This window comes from Amycolatopsis sp. NPDC054798, assembly GCF_053611505.1.
In genome coordinates this window covers 1-14,549 of the sequence record NZ_JBSHAM010000029.1, presented here as the reverse complement: position 1 = coordinate 14,549, position 14,549 = coordinate 1, and the positions used below count along the sequence as shown (strand labels likewise).

The following is a 14,549-nucleotide window of genomic DNA, read 5'->3' as shown; positions in this document are numbered from 1 at the left end:
GGCGGCTCATCCGCCGGCGAACGGCGGGAGGACGTCCAGACGGGCCCCGTCACTGAGCGCGCGGCCGCGATCGCGGACCGCCACCTCGTTGACCAGGAAGCTCGCCGCGTCGAGAACGCGGGAAAGTTGCCCGGGGTGCAGCTCGCGCAGTGCCTGGACGGCGTCCGCCACCGTCGCGCCTGCCGTCAGCTCCACCTTCTCCTCTTCAGTGCCTGCCGCGGCCCGCGCCGAGGCGAAGTACCGGACGACGACCGTCAGCGGGGCAGAGGACGCCGAGGGAGAGGTCATGGCTCAACCGCCGATCGCGCTCATCGGCCGGATCGGCTGTGCGAAGCCGGCCTCGTTGATCTCGTGGCCCGCGAGCTTGCGCCACATCGTGTCCCGCCACGCGTCCGCCACCTCCTCATCGCGCGCGCCCGCGCGCACGAGGGAACGCAGGTCCGTCTCGTCGTTCGAGAACAGGCAGGAGCGGACGGCGCCGTCGGCGGTCAGCCGGGTGCGCTCGCAAGCGGAGCAGAACGGCCTGGTCACCGACGCGATGACGCCCACGTCGCCCGGTCCGCCGTCGACCAGCCAGCGTTCGGCGGGGGCGCCGCCGCGCGGGGCCGGGAACGGGGTGAGGGCGAAGGCCTCGCCGAGCATCGCGAGGATCTCCTCGGCGGTGACCATGTCGCGGCGGTTCCAGCCGTGCTGCGCGTCGAGCGGCATCTGCTCGATGAACCGCAGGTGGTAGCCCTCTTCGAGGCAGAACCGCAGCAGCGGCACCGCCTCGTGCTCGTTGTAGCCGCGCATCAGCACGGAGTTGATCTTCACCGGCGACAGCCCGGCGTCGCGGGCGGCGGCGAGGCCGGCCAGCACGTGCGGCAGCCGGTCGCGGCGGGTCAGCTCGGCGAAGCGCTCGCGGTCGATGGTGTCGAGCGAGACGTTGATCCGGTCGAGCCCGGCGGAAACGAGGCCGGGGGCGCGTTTGGCCAGCCCGATCCCGTTGGTGGTCATGGACACCCGGGGCCGCGGTTCGAGCGCGGTGATCCGCTCGACGATCTGTTCCAGGCCCGGGCGCAGCAGCGGTTCGCCGCCGGTCAGCCGGATGTCGGTGACGCCGAGCTGTTCGACCGCGATCCGGATGAGCCGGACGAGTTCGTCGTCGGTGAGCACCTGGTCGCTCGGCATCCAGTCGAGACCCTCGGCGGGCATGCAGTACGTGCAGCGCAGATTGCACCGGTCGGTGAGGGAGACTCGCAGGTCGGTCGCGACGCGGCCGAAGGAGTCGACGAGGCCGGGGTGCTCGGGCCGGGGCGTGCCGGACGGGCCTCGGTTGCCGGGGACGCGAGGAAACCCGAGATGTACTGCCGTCATTACGCTCACGATAGCTCGCGCCGCCGGAAAAGGCAGTCTTGCGAAAAACCTGGAAACCACCCTCGGTTCCGATGTGGAGGCACTCGGTGAGCACCGGCGAGACGAATGGTGAGCTGACTCACTTCGCGGCGGTGGCGGCGCGACTGCGCACGCACATCGTCCTCCGGCACGCTCGCGACGCCGCGCTCGAAGGGCTCTCGGCGACCGAACTGCAGGCTCTCGAACTCGCCGGGCAGGCCGCGAATTCCCTTACTCCAGGCCGGATCGGGCAGCTCACCGGCTTGTCGACGGGTGCGGTGACCGGTGTGCTCGACCGGCTGGAGAAGGCCGGTCTGGTGCTCCGCGAACGCGACCGGACCGATCGCCGGAAGGTGCTCGTGACGATCACCGAGGCCGGTTCGCGGCGGCTCGACGCGATCTCCGCGCGGGTCGCCGACCGGCTTGCCGGGGTGCTCGCGGAGTTCACTTCCGCGGAACGGAAAGTGCTCGGGCGTTATCAGTTCGCAATGCTCGAAGCGTGGGGCGAAAATAGGGACCCCGCATAGCTTTTCCGCATCTGCGGGGATAATGTTCCAGCCATGCCGCAATTTCGGTTGTCCGAGGCCGCTCGACTGCTCGGCGTAAGCGACGACACCGTCCGCCGGTGGGTCCGCGCGGGTCAGCTGACCGCGACGGACGACGCCGCTGGCCGCAAGGTCGTCGACGGCGCTCAGCTCGCCGCGTTCGCCCGGGCGCAAGCCACCGGACCGGACGACCCGTCGGCGGTCGGCCGCTCCGCCCGCAACCGCTTCGTCGGGCTCGTCACCGAGGTCATCGCCGACAAGGTGATGGCGCAGGTCGAACTGCAGTGCGGGGCGCATCGGGTGGTGTCACTGATGAGCACCGAGGCGGTCCGCGAACTCGGGCTGCGCCCGGGCGTGCTCGCGGTCGCCGTGGTCAAGGCGACCACCGTCGTGGTGGAAACCCCGGAAGGATCCAGATGAAGAAGCTCGCCCTCGCCGGTGCCGCGGCGATCGCCTTGGCCGCCAGTGCCTGCAGCTCCGGCGACCAGCCCAGCTCGGGGTCCGCGCCCGCCCCTGGCGGTGGCGCGAGCGGCACGCTGACCGTGTTCGCCGCGGCCTCGCTCACCGAGTCGTTCACCGTGCTGGGCAAGCAGTTCGAGGCCGCGCACCCGGGCGTCAAGGTCACCTTCGACTACGAGGGTTCCTCGTCGCTCGTGCAGAAGCTGGACAACGGGGCCAAGGCCGACGTCTTCGCCTCGGCCGACCAGAAGAACATGGACAAGGCCGTGCAGGACGGCGTGATCGACGGGCAGCCCTCGGTGTTCGCCACCAACAAGCTCGCGATCGCCGTGGCCAAGGGGAACCCGAAGGGCATCAAGACCTTCGCCGACCTGACCAAGCCCGGCCTGAACGTGGTCGTGTGCGCGCAGCAGGTGCCGTGCGGTGCGGCCACGAAGAAGATCGAGCAGAGCACCAAGACCACGCTGAAGCCGGTCAGCGAGGAGACGAACGTCAAGCAGGTGCTGGCCAAGGTCCAGTCGGGCGACGCCGACGCGGGCCTGGTGTACGTCACCGACGCGACCTCGGCCGCGGGCAAAGTGGACAAGGTCGACTTCCCGGAGTCCTCGGGCGCGGTGAACCAGTACCCGATCGCGGTCGTCAAGAACGCCCCGCAGGCGGCGCTGGCGAAGCAGTTCAGCGACTTCGTCCTCGGCGCGCAAGGCAAGGCCGAACTGGCCAAGATCGGGTTCGGCCCTGGCAAGTAAGGCGGGCGCGGCGGCCGAGACCCGGCCGCCGCACGCCCGGGTGCCCCTGGTCCTCTGGTTCCCCGCCGTCGCCGCGCTCGCGCTCGTGGTGCTGCCGGTCGTCGGCCTCCTCGTGCGGTCGGATCTCACCCGGCTGCCGTCGCTGCTGGTCACGTCCTCGTCGCTGAACGCGCTCCGGCTGTCGCTGGTGACCGCCGCACTGTCCACAGTGGCCTGCGTGCTGCTCGGCGTGCCGCTGGCGATCGTGCTGGCCCGCTCCCGGGTGCCCGGCGTCCGGATGCTGCGTTCGATCGTGCTGCTGCCGCTCGTGCTGCCGCCGGTGGTCGGCGGTCTGGCGCTGCTGTACCTGCTGGGCCGCAAGGGTTTCCTCGGCATCCTGATCACCTGGCTGACCGGCGAGCAGGTGCCGTTCACGACGGCCGCGGTGGTGCTCGCGCAGACGTTCGTGGCGATGCCGTTCCTCGTCGTCAGCCTGGAGGGCGCGTTGCGCGGCTCCGGCGACCGTTACGAGCAGGTCGCCTCGACCCTCGGCGCGCGCCCGTGGACGGTGTTCCGCCGGGTGACACTGCCGTTGCTGCTGCCGGCTTTGGGTTCCGGAGTAGTGCTGAGCTTCGCTCGCGCGCTCGGGGAGTTCGGCGCGACCATCACGTTCGCGGGCAGCCTGGAAGGCGTGACCCGGACGCTGCCGATCGAGGTCTACACGCAGGCCGAAGTGGACATCGACAGCGCGGTCGCGCTCGCGTTGCTGCTCATCGTGGTCGCGATCCTGGTCATCGCGGTCGCGCGGCCGCGATCGTGGGAAGGCGGGCTGCGGTGACGCTTTCGGCGAAGCTGGCGCTGACCCGCGGCGAGTTCTCGCTCGACGTCGAGTTCACCGTGCCCGGCGGCACCGTGCTCGCGCTGCTCGGCCCCAACGGTTCCGGGAAATCCACTGTGCTCGGCAGTCTCGCCGGTCTGCTGCCGGTGACCTCGGCCGACGTCACGCTCGCCGATCGACGGCTGGCCGGCAACGGCGTCGACTTGCCGCCGCACGACCGGCGGATCGGCCTGCTGTCCCAGGACGCGCTGCTTTTCCCGCATCTGTCCGCAATGGACAACGTCGCGTTCTCGCCGCGCTCGACCGGTGCCAGCCGGGCGGAGGCGCGGGCGATCGCTTCGCGGTGGCTGGCTGAAGTGGACGCGGTTCAGTTCGCGGGCCGGCGGCCGAGCCAGCTGTCCGGCGGGCAGCAGCAGCGGGTCGCGATCGCGCGAGCGCTGGCGTCCGCGCCGGATCTGCTGTTGCTGGACGAGCCGTTCGCCGCGCTCGACGTGGACGCGGCACCGGCGATCCGCGGCCTGCTGCGCCGGGTGCTGCGCGACGGTCCGACGACCGTGCTGGTCACGCACGATCCGCTGGACGCGTTGGCGTTGGCCGACCACGTCGCGGTGATGAACGGCGGCCGGATCGTGGAACGCGGGCCGACCCGGGAGGTGCTGGCCGCCCCTCGGACGGCGTTCACCGCGCGGATCGCCGGGCTGAACCTCGTTGCGGGCACAGCGGTCGAGGGCGGTCTGCGCACCGCTTCGGGTGAGGTGGTGACGGGTATTCCGGTGCCGGACGTGGTCGTCGGGGAACCCGCGGTGGCCGTCTTCGCGCCGAACGCCGTCGCTGTTTATCCACACGACGGCGAGCAGCACGGCAGTCCGCGCAATACGACGGACGCCGTCGTCGCGGCGCTCGAACCGCACGGGCCGGTGATCCGCGTCCGGGCCGAGGGCGACGGCTGGGCGCACGGCCTGACCGCCGACCTCACCCCGGCCGCCGTCGCCGAACTCGCGCTGGAACCCGGTTCGGCGGTGATGCTGTCGGTGAAGGCCGCGACCGTGGCGGTGCATCCGGCCGCGGCTTCCTGACCCGGCCCGCCTATTTCGTTCGACGGCGAAATATGTCTCATCAAGACAAGAGACGGAAAGAATTGCGCGCCGGCGAATGCACCGGTGTTTGCGGAATTTCCGCTGTGGCCGTTTTCGTCGTCCGCCGCGAGGGTCTCGCGCGCGTGATAGGTTTTCGCGTATGAGCGAAGGCCGGTGGACGTATCTCTCCGACATGGACGGTGTGCTGGTCAGGGAGGAACACCTCGTCCCGGGGGCGGACGAGTTCCTCGCCGAACTCCGGAACAACGAGATCGACTTTTTAGTGCTCACCAATAACTCGATCTACACCCCGCGCGACCTTCGCGCGCGGCTGTTGCGCACTGGTCTGGACATCCCCGAGGAGTCGATCTGGACCTCGGCGCTGGCCACCGCGAAGTTCCTGTCGTCGCAGCGGCCGAACGGCTCGGCGTTCGTGATCGGCGAGGCCGGGCTCACCACGGCGCTGCACGAGGTCGGCTACGTGCTGACCGAACGCGACCCGGACTACGTCGTGCTCGGCGAGACCCGCACGTACAGCTTCAGCGCGATCACGCGCGCGATCCGGCTGATCGAGGGCGGCGCGAAGTTCATCGCGACCAACCCGGACGCGACCGGCCCGAGCGTCGAGGGCTCGATGCCGGCCACCGGGTCCGTCGCGGCGCTGATCGAGCGGGCCACCGGCCGCTCGCCGTACTACGTCGGCAAGCCGAACCCGTTGATGATGCGGTCCGCGCTGCGCCGGCTGGGCGCGCATTCGGAGTCGACGCTCATGATCGGCGACCGGATGGACACCGACGTGCACTCCGGGATCGAGGCCGGGCTGCAGACCATCCTGGTGCTCACCGGCATCTCGAACGAGGATTCGGTGGAGAACTACCCGTACCGGCCGACGAAGGTGATCGGCTCGGTCGCCGACCTGATCGGGCGAACGCTCGACCCGTTCGGCGAAGGCTGACCGCCCACCGCTCGGGATCAGGGCATATCGTCGAACAATGAGCGTCTATGTGGTGGGCGACGTCCACGGGCACCGGGACGCCCTGGTCGACGCACTGCGCGCCGAGGGCCTGGTCGACAGCGACGGCAACTGGGCCGGCGTCGACGACCGGCTGTGGTTCCTCGGCGACTTCACCGACCGCGGCCCGGACGGCGTCGGCGTGATCGACCTCGTGCGCGGACTGCAGGGGCAGGCGGCGGAGGCGGGCGGGTCGGTGGAAATGCTGCTCGGCAACCACGAGATCCTGCTGCTGGGCATGTACCACTTCGGCGACCGCCCGGTGCCGTCCGACTTCGGCCCGCGCAGTTTCGCGCGCAGCTGGGAGATCAACGGCGGCCTGCTGTCGGACCAGGACCGGCTCACCCCCGAGCACATCGAATGGCTCACCGAACGCCCGCTGGTCGCGGTCGACGAGGACCATCTGCTGCTGCACTCCGACACCCTCGAGTACCTCGACTGGGGCGAGGACCTCGACACGATCAACGCCACCGCGCACGACATCCTGTCCGGCAGCAACATCGAAGCCTGGTGGGACGTGTGGCGGCGGATGACCACCCGCTACGCCTTCCGTGGCCCGGACGGCGAGGAGAACGCCCAGCAGCTCCTCGACGCGCTGGGCGGCTCGCGGATCGTCCACGGGCACAGCGTGATCGCGGATCAGCTGGGCATTCACCCGACGCAGATCGAAGGCCCGTACCTCTATGCCGGGGGGAAAGCGCTGGGCATCGACGGCGGGCTGTTCGTCGGCGGGCCGTGCCTCGTGGTGAAGCTGCCCTTCGAGCCGGAGGACTAGCTGGCCGCGTAACGGAGTTCGAGGATCCCGGACGGGAAGGCGGTGCTTTTGACCAGCCGCAGCCGCCGGGCCTCGTCGAGTTCCGGGAACAGCGCCGCGCCCGTGCCGGTGACGGCGGGCAGCACCCACAGCCGGTACTCGTCCACCACGCCGAGCTTGATCAGCGAGTGCAGGAATTCGGTTCCGCCCGCGGCGACGAGATCCTTGCCCGGCTCGGCCTTGAGCTTGGCGATCTCTTCCGCGAGGTCGCCGCTGGCGATCCGGGTTTCGGCCCAGTCTGCGGTGGTCAGGGTTCTGGAGAACACGACCTTGGGGATCTCGTTCATCGGCTTGGCCGACGGGTGGTCCGCGGTGGGCCAGAAACCGGCCATGGCCTCGTAAGTGTTGCGGCCCATGAGGAAGGCCCCGGCCTCCCACAGCTGGTCGACGAAGTATTTCTCCTGCTCGGGGTCGTCGATCGACATCATGACGTCCCGGATCCCGTTGTCGGCGTCGGCGCTCTTGCCGTCGAGGGAGACGTAGAAACCCAGGATCAGCTTGCGTGTGTTGGTCATGGGCATAGCCTGCAACCGATGGTTTGAGTTGTCAAGACAAAATTATTTTTCGGTGGGATCTGGCGTTGGGCACCGGGGGAAATGGCTGGTCAGAGGTTGGCGGGAACCTGGCAGTCGCCGGTGGGAGGGCGGCTAGACGTCGACCGCCCGTCCTCCGGTCAAGGCTCAGCGCTGACGTCGCTAACCCCAGCGACGAGCCCGCGGCCCGGTAGCCCAGCCGCGGGCTCGTCAAGCGAAAGCCGCCTCAGGCGTCCACGATCTCCTTGCCAAGCGGCATCAGCGAGATCGGGATCATCTTGAAGTTGGCCAGTCCCAGCGGGATGCCGATGATCGTGAGGCACTGCAGCGTCCCGGTGATCAGGTGGCCGATGCTCAGCCACAGCCCGGCGACCAGGAACCAGATCACGTTGCCGACGAAGGAGCCGACCCCGGCCTCGCGCCGGTCGACGACGGTCCGGCCGAACGGCCACAGCGCGTAGTTCGCGATCCGGAACGACGCGATGCCGAACGGGATCGTGACGATCAGGACGCAGCAGACGACTCCGGCGAGCAGATAGCCCAGCGCCATCCAGAAACCGGCGAGGACAAGCCAGATCACGTTGAGGATCAGTCGCATCAGACGTACAACTCCCCGCTCATTACGGTGACGGCCTGGCCGCGCAGCAGCACGCGGTCGTCGCGGATTTCGGTGCGCACGGTTCCGCCTCGTGCGGAGAGTTGCTGTCCGACGAGAGTGGTTTTGCCCAGCTGCCGAGCCCAGTACGGGGCCAGCGAGCAGTGCGCGGAACCGGTGACGGGATCCTCGTCGACGCCTACGCCGGGGCCGAAGAACCGGCTGACGAAGTCGTCGCCCTGTGCGGTGATGATGAGCCGTCCGGTCCAGGTGTCGCGGAGGGCGTCGAGGTCCGGCTGGGCATGACGGACCGCTTCGACGCTTTCGAGCACCGCGAAGAGGTTCTCGCGGGCTCGGCCGGTGAACTTCGCGGGCAGGCCGAGAATGCGGGAGAGGTCTTCGCCGGTCTCGATGGGCGGGTCGGCGGGGAAGTCCATCTCGATCCAGCCGTCAGTCTTGGTGCAGGTCAGCTGGCCGCTGAGAGTGTCGTAAACCTGGTGTCCGCCAAGTACCTGCGTGACGGCGATGGTGGCGTGCCCGCAGAGCGAGACCTCGTCGGTCGGCGTGAACCAGCGGAGCGATTTCGCGCCTTCGCCGGTGTTGACGACGAAGGCGGTTTCGGAGTGCTTCATCTCCGCCGCGACCTGCTGCATCCACGTTGCGTCCGCTGGTTGTTCGAGCACGACGACGCCTGCCGGGTTGCCGGCGAAGGCCTGGTCGGTGAAGGCGTCGACTAAGTGGAACTGCATAGAGCTGATCCTGCCTTGCCGCGCGGGGCCAAGGCATCGGGGATTAGCCCTGAATTCTCAGCGCACGCCCTCTTCGATCGTCTCCAGCAGCCATTTCCGCAGGTGTGTGCCCGTCGACGGCGTGAAGTGCAGCCGGAAACCGCCGTCGGGCAACGGTTCCGAGAACGTCAGGTAGCGACCGCCGTCGGTGTCGACGAAGGTCGCCGTCGAGACCGGGCGCAGCGTGCCTTGTCCTGGCCGCAGCGAAAGTTCCACGGTTCCGTGCCGGTGCAGCGGCCATTGCGAGTACCCGGCCAGCGCGTCGCGGTCCTGGCGCGAGGGAGGCGGGTACTCGGCGTTGCGTTTCGGCGGCGGCGCTTGGGTGATCGCGACCGGGGACACCGGGAGCGCCGGATAAGGCGGGAACATGCTCAGCACCAGATCCACCAGCCGTTCCGGCCGAACCTGGCGGAAGCGAAGCCCGTCGTCGACCTGTTCCGAGAACACGCCGAGGCCCTCGCCGATGCACGCGCGGTACAGCACGGTGCCGGACGGCAGTTCGGCCGCGCGCACGATGATCAGGACGTCTGGCCTCGTCCAGGCGCGCAGGGTCGCTTCGACGTCCCGGTCGAGTTTCTCCGCGTCCGCGAGGCCCCGGCCGCGCAGCGCGTTCCACGCTTCTTCGGCCAGCCGGTGGTGCTCGGTCATCGTCGCGCCCGCGCTGCGGATCTCGAACGGATGCCACGACGCGGGCAGCCCGGTGCGCCGCACCGCCACGTCGGTCTCGGTCCAGCCCAGGGAGAATTCCTCTGGCAACGTCCCAGTCCCCTCGTGCACGAAACAACCCGCACCGAGGGTAGCGGAACGCGCACGACGATCAGCCGCTCGTGGCGGCCCACCCCATAACGAGGGTGGCGGAAAGGTCCGAAATCGCGCTTAGACTCGGGCCCGTCGAAGAAGACCGCCACGGGAGGCACCGATGCCTGACGCGCCTGCACTGCCGAGTTACGCCTCCGGGACCTCCAGCGTCCCCCTGCTCGGCGACACGATCGGGGACAATTTCGACCGCACGGTGGCCGCGTTCGGCGACCGGGACGCGCTCGTCGACCGCGAGGCAGGCGCCCGCTGGACTTACCGCGAACTCGCCGCCGAGGTCGATACCCTCGCGCACGGGCTGCTCGCGTCCGGAATCGGCAAGGGCGACCGCGTCGGCATCTGGTCGCCGAACCGGGCGGAATGGACGTTCCTCCAGTACGCGACGGCGAAAATCGGCGCGATCCTGGTCAACATCAACCCGGCCTACCGTTCGCACGAACTGAAGTACGTGCTCAACCAGGCGGGCATCCGGATGCTCGTGGCCGCGGACAAGTTCAAGACCTCCGACTACGCCGCGATGATCGAAGAGGTCCGGCCGGAGTGCGCCGGGCTGGAAGCGGTCGTGCTGCTCGGCACGTCGTCGTGGACCGACCTGATGGAGTCCGGTCGCGGCGGCGATCCGGAGCGGCTGCGGCAGGTGCAGGCCGCGTTGTCCGCGGACGATCCGATCAACATCCAGTACACCAGCGGCACCACCGGTTTCCCCAAGGGCGCGACGCTCAGCCATCACAACATCCTCAACAACGGCTTTTTCGTCGGCGAGCTGTGCAATTACACCGAGAAGGACCGGGTCTGCATCCCGGTGCCCTTCTACCACTGTTTCGGCATGGTGATGGGCAATCTCGCGTGCACCAGCCACGGCGCGTGCATGGTCATCCCGGCCCCGGCGTTCGACCCGAAGGCCACGCTCGCCGCGGTCGCCGCCGAACGCTGCACTTCGCTGTACGGCGTGCCGACGATGTTCATCGCCGAGCTGAACCATCCGGAGTTCGTGACGTTCGACCTCGGCTCGCTGCGCACCGGCATCATGGCCGGATCGCCCTGCCCGGTCGAGGTGATGAAGCAGGTCATCGACCGGATGGGGATGACCGAGGTGTCCATTTGCTACGGCATGACCGAGACGTCGCCGGTGTCCACGCAGACGCGCGCCGACGATTCGGTGGAGCGCCGGGTGTCCACGGTCGGCCGCGTCGGCCCGCATCTGGAGTCCAAAGTGGTCGATCCGGAAACCGGGCTGACCGTGCCGCGCGGCACCCCGGGCGAACTGTGCACCCGCGGCTATTCGGTGATGCTCGGCTATTGGGAGGAACCGGAAAAGACCGCCGAGGCGATCGACGCCGCGCGCTGGATGCACACCGGCGACCTCGCGATCATGGACGACGAGGGGTATCTCAACATCACCGGCCGGATCAAGGACATGGTGATCCGCGGCGGCGAGAACATCTACCCGCGCGAGATCGAGGAATTCCTCTACACCCATCCGGATGTGCTGGACGCGCAGGTGATCGGCGTGCCGGACGTCAAATACGGCGAGGAATTGATGGCCTGGATCCGGATGCGCGAGGGTGCCGATCCGCTGACCACCGAAGCGGTGCGCGAGTTCTGTCAGGGCAAACTGGCGCATTACAAGATCCCGCGCTACATCCACGTGGTCGAGGAATTCCCGATGACGGTGACCGGAAAGGTGCGCAAGGTCGAAATGCGCCAGCAGTCGGTGACCTTGCTCGGGTTGGAACAGGCGGCCGCGCAGAAGCACGCGTGAGCCTCGTGAGTGTTCATGCCGGTTAGAACCGGCATGAACACTCACGAGGAGGTCAGGCGGAGGCGGCCGCGGCGGCTTCGGCGAGCGCCTTTTCGTCTTCCTCGCCGAAGGTGTCTTCGAGCTGTTCCGGCGAGTAGTCGAGGTCGATCTGCTCGACCGGGGTGCCCCGCGCGGATTCGATCGCGCCGAGGCGGCGCTGGGCGCGGTCGGCGGCGTACTGGATCAGCTCTTCGGGGTCGTTGTCGAACGGGACTTCCTCGAATTGGTCCTGCACCCACTGGATCATGCCGAGCGCGTGCGGCAGCAGTTCGCCCATGCGTTCCTGCACGGCGTCCCACATCGCGTCGTCCGCGGCGACGTGCCGGCGGCAGGTGAAAGTGCCCCACGCCATGTGGCGGCGCTCGTCGTCGCCGATGCGGCGCACCAATTCCTGCATTCCCGGCAGGATCTGGTTCTGCGTGCAGATCAGCTGCCACGAGTAATACCCGGTGAGCGCGAGGCTGCCTTCGATCACGTGGTTGTACGTCACGCTCGCGCGGATCTGGTTGAGCGGGCTGGGATCGTCCTCCAGCGCGCGCAGCGACTGCGGCAGTTCCTCGTAGAAAAGCTTGCGGTAGTGCGGGTTTTCCGCGACGTAGGAGTGCAGGTCCTCGTCCAGTGCGACGGCGTCCATCCAGCGCCGGAAAACCTCGACGTGCTTGGCTTCCTCGAAGCAGAACTGCGTCAGGTACATCTCGTCGCCGAACCGGCCGGTGGCCGACATCGCGCGCATGAACGGCTGGATGTCCTCGGTCACCGCCTCCTCGCCCGCGATGAACTGCGCCACGAGATAGGTGGTGGAGCGTTGCTGTTCGGGCGTCAGGCTTTCCCAGCCCGCGCGTTCCTGGCTGAAATCGAGGTCCGCCGGGTTCCAGAACTTCTTGTTGCCCTTGACGAACAGCCGCAACGGGAACGAGTCCCAGTTCAGCCCGCCCTTGCGCAGGGACGAGAATCCGCTGCGCAACTCCGGAAGCGTGTCGGTCATGACTGGCCCTTTCGTTTCACTCCGTTGTGGACGAATTGGTCGATGGCGGGGGCGAGCACCGCGAGCACCGATTCCGCGGCCTCGGCCGCGGAATGCGTCGGCAGCACCAGGTGGCTGAGCGACAGCCGGACCACCGTTTCGGCGAGCAGCGCGGCGGCTTCCGGCGTGAGCCGGGGTTCGAGCGCGAGGTACTGCTGCGTCGCGAGATCGGCCGACGCGGTGAGGATCGGCTCGCCGCGCGAAGTCAGCAGGGGGAGCAGATCCTCGCCGGCCTCGGTGCCGAGCGCCGCCGCGATCAGCCGGTTCTCCCTGGCGTGCTCGATGGTGTAGACGACCGCGCCGCGGATGCCCGTGAGCAAACTCTCCGCGTCCTCGAACCGGCAGCGGATGCCGTCCAGGAATTCCGCCGCGACGCGCAGCGCGACGGCCTGGGTGAGCGCCGCCTTGCTGCCGAACTCGTTGTAGACGGTTTGCCTGCTGACCCCGGCTTTGCTGGCGACGTCGGCCATCCGGAGGCCCTGATGGCCGCGGTCGGGGAGCAGGTCCGCGGCCGCGTCCAGCAGCGCCTCGCGGAGCGTTGCCTTGGTTCGCTCGGTGAAGCTGGTCACACCGCCAGCTTGACACAGACTAAATCTGTGTCAAGAAGCTTTACCTGGACGGTCCACGTGTACAGCGAAGGGGGAGGAACTGTCGGTGCGGACAGCTACCGTGTGGGACGTGGGCATCACTGTGGGGTTCGACCTCGACATGACATTGATCGACCCGCGGCCGGGCATGGTCGCGGCGATGAACGCGCTCGGGAAGAAGTCCGGGCTGCCGTTCGACGGGGAGGCGTTCGCTTCGAACCTCGGGCCGCCGCTCGATCAGGCGCTGCGTGATTTCGGCGCGCCGGAGGACCGGATCCCCGAGCTGATCTGGCAGTTCCGCGAGCTGTACCCGCAGCTGGTCGTGCCGAGCACGGTCGCGCTGCCCGGCGCGGCCGAGGCGCTGCGCGCGGTACGGGCGGTCGGCGGGCGGACGCTCGTGGTCACCGGGAAGTACGGGCCCAACGCGCAGATGCACGTCGACGCGCTGGGCCTGGAGGTCGACGCGCTGGTGGGCGAGCTGTGGTCCACGCAGAAGGCGGCGGCCCTGCTGGAACACGAGGCGCGGGCGTACGTCGGCGACCACCTCGGCGACGTGCGGGGCGCGCGAGCGGCCAGCGCGGTGTCGGTGGGCGTGGCGACCGGGCCGTGCACCCGGGAGGAACTGGCCGCCGAAGGCGCGGACGTGGTGTTCGACTCGCTCGCCGAGTTCCCGGAGTGGTTCGCCAGGACGTTCGTGGAGACTGCGGTGTAACCCGCGGGTCAGCCGTGCTTTCCGGCGCGCGCTTCCTGGATCAGGGCGATCAGCCCGAGCAGCAGGCCGAGCGGGGTGATCACCCCGGCGGCCGCGCTGAGCCACACCGGCAGGTTCTCGAGCCCGGCGGCGAACAGCACGAACACCGTCGCCACCGCGAGCATGCCGATGGCGAACAGGCCGATGCCGAGCCGCATGAGGATCGGTTTGCCGGTCTGTTTCGTTGGGCTCTCCATGGGGTGAGAGTAACGGGACTATCCGCTTCTCCCCAGAGGCTGTGGCGAGATACGCTTGTCGGACGCGCGCCTCGAGATCGCTCGGGGCGCGTTCGTCGTGACCTGCACAGCAGAAGGACTGGTGAGGGAAGTGCCGACCGGCAAGGTCAAGTGGTACGACGCGGAGAAGGGGTTCGGCTTCGTCACGCAAGACGGCGGCGCCGATGTCTACATCCGCAAGGCCGCGCTGCCCCACGGCGTGGAGGGCCTGAAAGCCGGGCAGCGGCTCGAGTTCGGCGTGGCCGACGGCAGGCGCGGGCCGCAGGCGCTCTCCGTCCGGCTGCTGGACCCGCCGCCGTCGGTCGCCGAGGCTCGCCGCCGTCCCGCGGAGGAGCTGCACGGCCTCATCGAGGACATGATCAAGCTGCTGGAGCTGAAGGTCCAGCCGGACCTGCGGCGCAACCGGTACCCGGATCGCAAGAACACCAAGCAGATCGCGGAGATCATGCGCGCGGTCGCGCGCGACCTCGACCCGTGATCGGCAGCCCCGCGGCCCTCGCTTCGACCTAGAAGTCCGTGAAGGGCTCCTTGAGGGAAAAAGATTAACTCGATGTGCCCGTCACGGACTTGTCGAC

General features: G+C 68.7%; 19 protein-coding genes. 10 read left to right on the top strand and 9 right to left on the bottom strand.

Translation table 11 applies throughout. The annotated features are described in order from the left end of the window. Window positions 1–6: 6 nt before the first annotated feature. Both ACWGIC_RS19425 and moaA read right to left on the bottom strand, forming a co-directional pair. Window positions 7–288: a MoaD/ThiS family protein gene (locus ACWGIC_RS19425; protein ID WP_452077333.1), complete on the bottom strand. Its 282-nt coding sequence runs from the start codon at window positions 286–288 to the stop codon at window positions 7–9. 3 nt (window positions 289–291) lie between these two features. Continuing rightward, a complete protein-coding gene (gene moaA / locus ACWGIC_RS19420; RefSeq protein ID WP_452077332.1) occupies window positions 292–1,356 on the bottom strand; it encodes a GTP 3',8-cyclase MoaA in 1,065 nt (354 codons plus the stop codon). An 86-nt stretch (window positions 1,357–1,442) separates the two neighbouring features. Here moaA and ACWGIC_RS19415 point away from each other — a divergent pair, with 86 nt between their 5' ends. From ACWGIC_RS19415 to ACWGIC_RS19385, 7 genes are all read left to right on the top strand, one after another. Further along, complete coding sequence (locus ACWGIC_RS19415; protein WP_452077331.1) at window positions 1,443–1,901, top strand: MarR family winged helix-turn-helix transcriptional regulator; 459 nt, start codon at window positions 1,443–1,445, stop codon at window positions 1,899–1,901. Between the two features lie 33 nt (window positions 1,902–1,934). Then, window positions 1,935–2,339 (top strand): TOBE domain-containing protein, encoded by a 405-nt coding sequence (locus tag ACWGIC_RS19410; protein ID WP_452077330.1) that lies wholly within the window; start codon window positions 1,935–1,937, stop codon window positions 2,337–2,339. Next, window positions 2,336–3,124: a molybdate ABC transporter substrate-binding protein gene (gene modA, locus ACWGIC_RS19405; protein ID WP_452077329.1), complete on the top strand. Its 789-nt coding sequence runs from the start codon at window positions 2,336–2,338 to the stop codon at window positions 3,122–3,124. The genes ACWGIC_RS19410 and modA overlap by 4 nt, the downstream gene beginning before the upstream one ends. A 40-nt stretch (window positions 3,125–3,164) precedes the next feature. Beyond that, window positions 3,165–3,941, top strand: a complete 777-nt coding sequence (locus ACWGIC_RS19400) for an ABC transporter permease (RefSeq protein ID WP_452077328.1) — start codon at window positions 3,165–3,167, stop codon at window positions 3,939–3,941. Further along, complete coding sequence (locus tag ACWGIC_RS19395) at window positions 3,938–5,017, top strand: sulfate/molybdate ABC transporter ATP-binding protein (protein ID WP_452077327.1); 1,080 nt, start codon at window positions 3,938–3,940, stop codon at window positions 5,015–5,017. Before ACWGIC_RS19400 ends, ACWGIC_RS19395 begins: the two co-directional genes overlap by 4 nt. Before the next feature lie 160 nt (window positions 5,018–5,177). After that, complete coding sequence (locus ACWGIC_RS19390) at window positions 5,178–5,972, top strand: HAD-IIA family hydrolase (RefSeq protein WP_452077326.1); 795 nt, start codon at window positions 5,178–5,180, stop codon at window positions 5,970–5,972. Between the two features lie 37 nt (window positions 5,973–6,009). Next, a complete protein-coding gene (locus tag ACWGIC_RS19385) occupies window positions 6,010–6,804 on the top strand; it encodes a metallophosphoesterase (RefSeq protein ID WP_452077325.1) in 795 nt (264 codons plus the stop codon). Here ACWGIC_RS19385 and ACWGIC_RS19380 read toward each other — a convergent pair. The 4 genes from ACWGIC_RS19380 to ACWGIC_RS19365 form a co-directional block, all read right to left on the bottom strand. Then, window positions 6,801–7,358: a dihydrofolate reductase family protein gene (locus tag ACWGIC_RS19380; protein WP_452077324.1), complete on the bottom strand. Its 558-nt coding sequence runs from the start codon at window positions 7,356–7,358 to the stop codon at window positions 6,801–6,803. The genes ACWGIC_RS19385 and ACWGIC_RS19380 overlap by 4 nt on opposite strands. Window positions 7,359–7,602: 244 nt before the next feature. After that, window positions 7,603–7,974 (bottom strand): YccF domain-containing protein, encoded by a 372-nt coding sequence (locus ACWGIC_RS19375; protein ID WP_452077323.1) that lies wholly within the window; start codon window positions 7,972–7,974, stop codon window positions 7,603–7,605. Next, window positions 7,974–8,720, bottom strand: coding sequence for a PhzF family phenazine biosynthesis protein (locus tag ACWGIC_RS19370; RefSeq protein WP_452077322.1), 747 nt, complete (start codon window positions 8,718–8,720; stop codon window positions 7,974–7,976). Before ACWGIC_RS19370 ends, ACWGIC_RS19375 begins: the two co-directional genes overlap by 1 nt. Before the next feature lie 57 nt (window positions 8,721–8,777). Further along, on the bottom strand, window positions 8,778–9,536 hold the full coding sequence (locus ACWGIC_RS19365) for an ESX secretion-associated protein EspG (RefSeq protein ID WP_452077321.1): 759 nt from the start codon (window positions 9,534–9,536) through the stop codon (window positions 8,778–8,780). Between the two features lie 142 nt (window positions 9,537–9,678). On the opposite strand from ACWGIC_RS19365, the gene ACWGIC_RS19360 reads away from it, so the two are divergent. Continuing rightward, the gene (locus ACWGIC_RS19360) at window positions 9,679–11,337 is read left to right on the top strand and encodes an AMP-binding protein (protein WP_452077320.1); all 1,659 of its coding nucleotides are present in this window, start codon (window positions 9,679–9,681) and stop codon (window positions 11,335–11,337) included. A 52-nt stretch (window positions 11,338–11,389) separates the two neighbouring features. Here ACWGIC_RS19360 and ACWGIC_RS19355 read toward each other — a convergent pair whose 3' ends face one another. Beyond that, window positions 11,390–12,361, bottom strand: coding sequence for a R2-like ligand-binding oxidase (locus ACWGIC_RS19355; RefSeq protein ID WP_452077319.1), 972 nt, complete (start codon window positions 12,359–12,361; stop codon window positions 11,390–11,392). Beyond that, the gene (locus ACWGIC_RS19350) at window positions 12,358–12,969 is read right to left on the bottom strand and encodes a TetR family transcriptional regulator (protein ID WP_452077318.1); all 612 of its coding nucleotides are present in this window, start codon (window positions 12,967–12,969) and stop codon (window positions 12,358–12,360) included. Before ACWGIC_RS19350 ends, ACWGIC_RS19355 begins: the two co-directional genes overlap by 4 nt. A 109-nt stretch (window positions 12,970–13,078) precedes the next feature. Here ACWGIC_RS19350 and ACWGIC_RS19345 point away from each other — a divergent pair, with 109 nt between their 5' ends. Then, a complete protein-coding gene (locus tag ACWGIC_RS19345; RefSeq protein ID WP_452077317.1) occupies window positions 13,079–13,699 on the top strand; it encodes an HAD family hydrolase in 621 nt (206 codons plus the stop codon). An 8-nt stretch (window positions 13,700–13,707) separates the two neighbouring features. Here ACWGIC_RS19345 and ACWGIC_RS19340 read toward each other — a convergent pair whose 3' ends face one another. Then, entirely contained in the window at window positions 13,708–13,935 is a 228-nt protein-coding gene (locus ACWGIC_RS19340) for a hypothetical protein (protein WP_452077316.1), read from the bottom strand. 130 nt (window positions 13,936–14,065) lie between these two features. Here ACWGIC_RS19340 and ACWGIC_RS19335 point away from each other — a divergent pair, with 130 nt between their 5' ends. After that, entirely contained in the window at window positions 14,066–14,452 is a 387-nt protein-coding gene (locus ACWGIC_RS19335; RefSeq protein WP_101437344.1) for a cold-shock protein, read from the top strand. Window positions 14,453–14,549 lie beyond the last annotated feature (97 nt).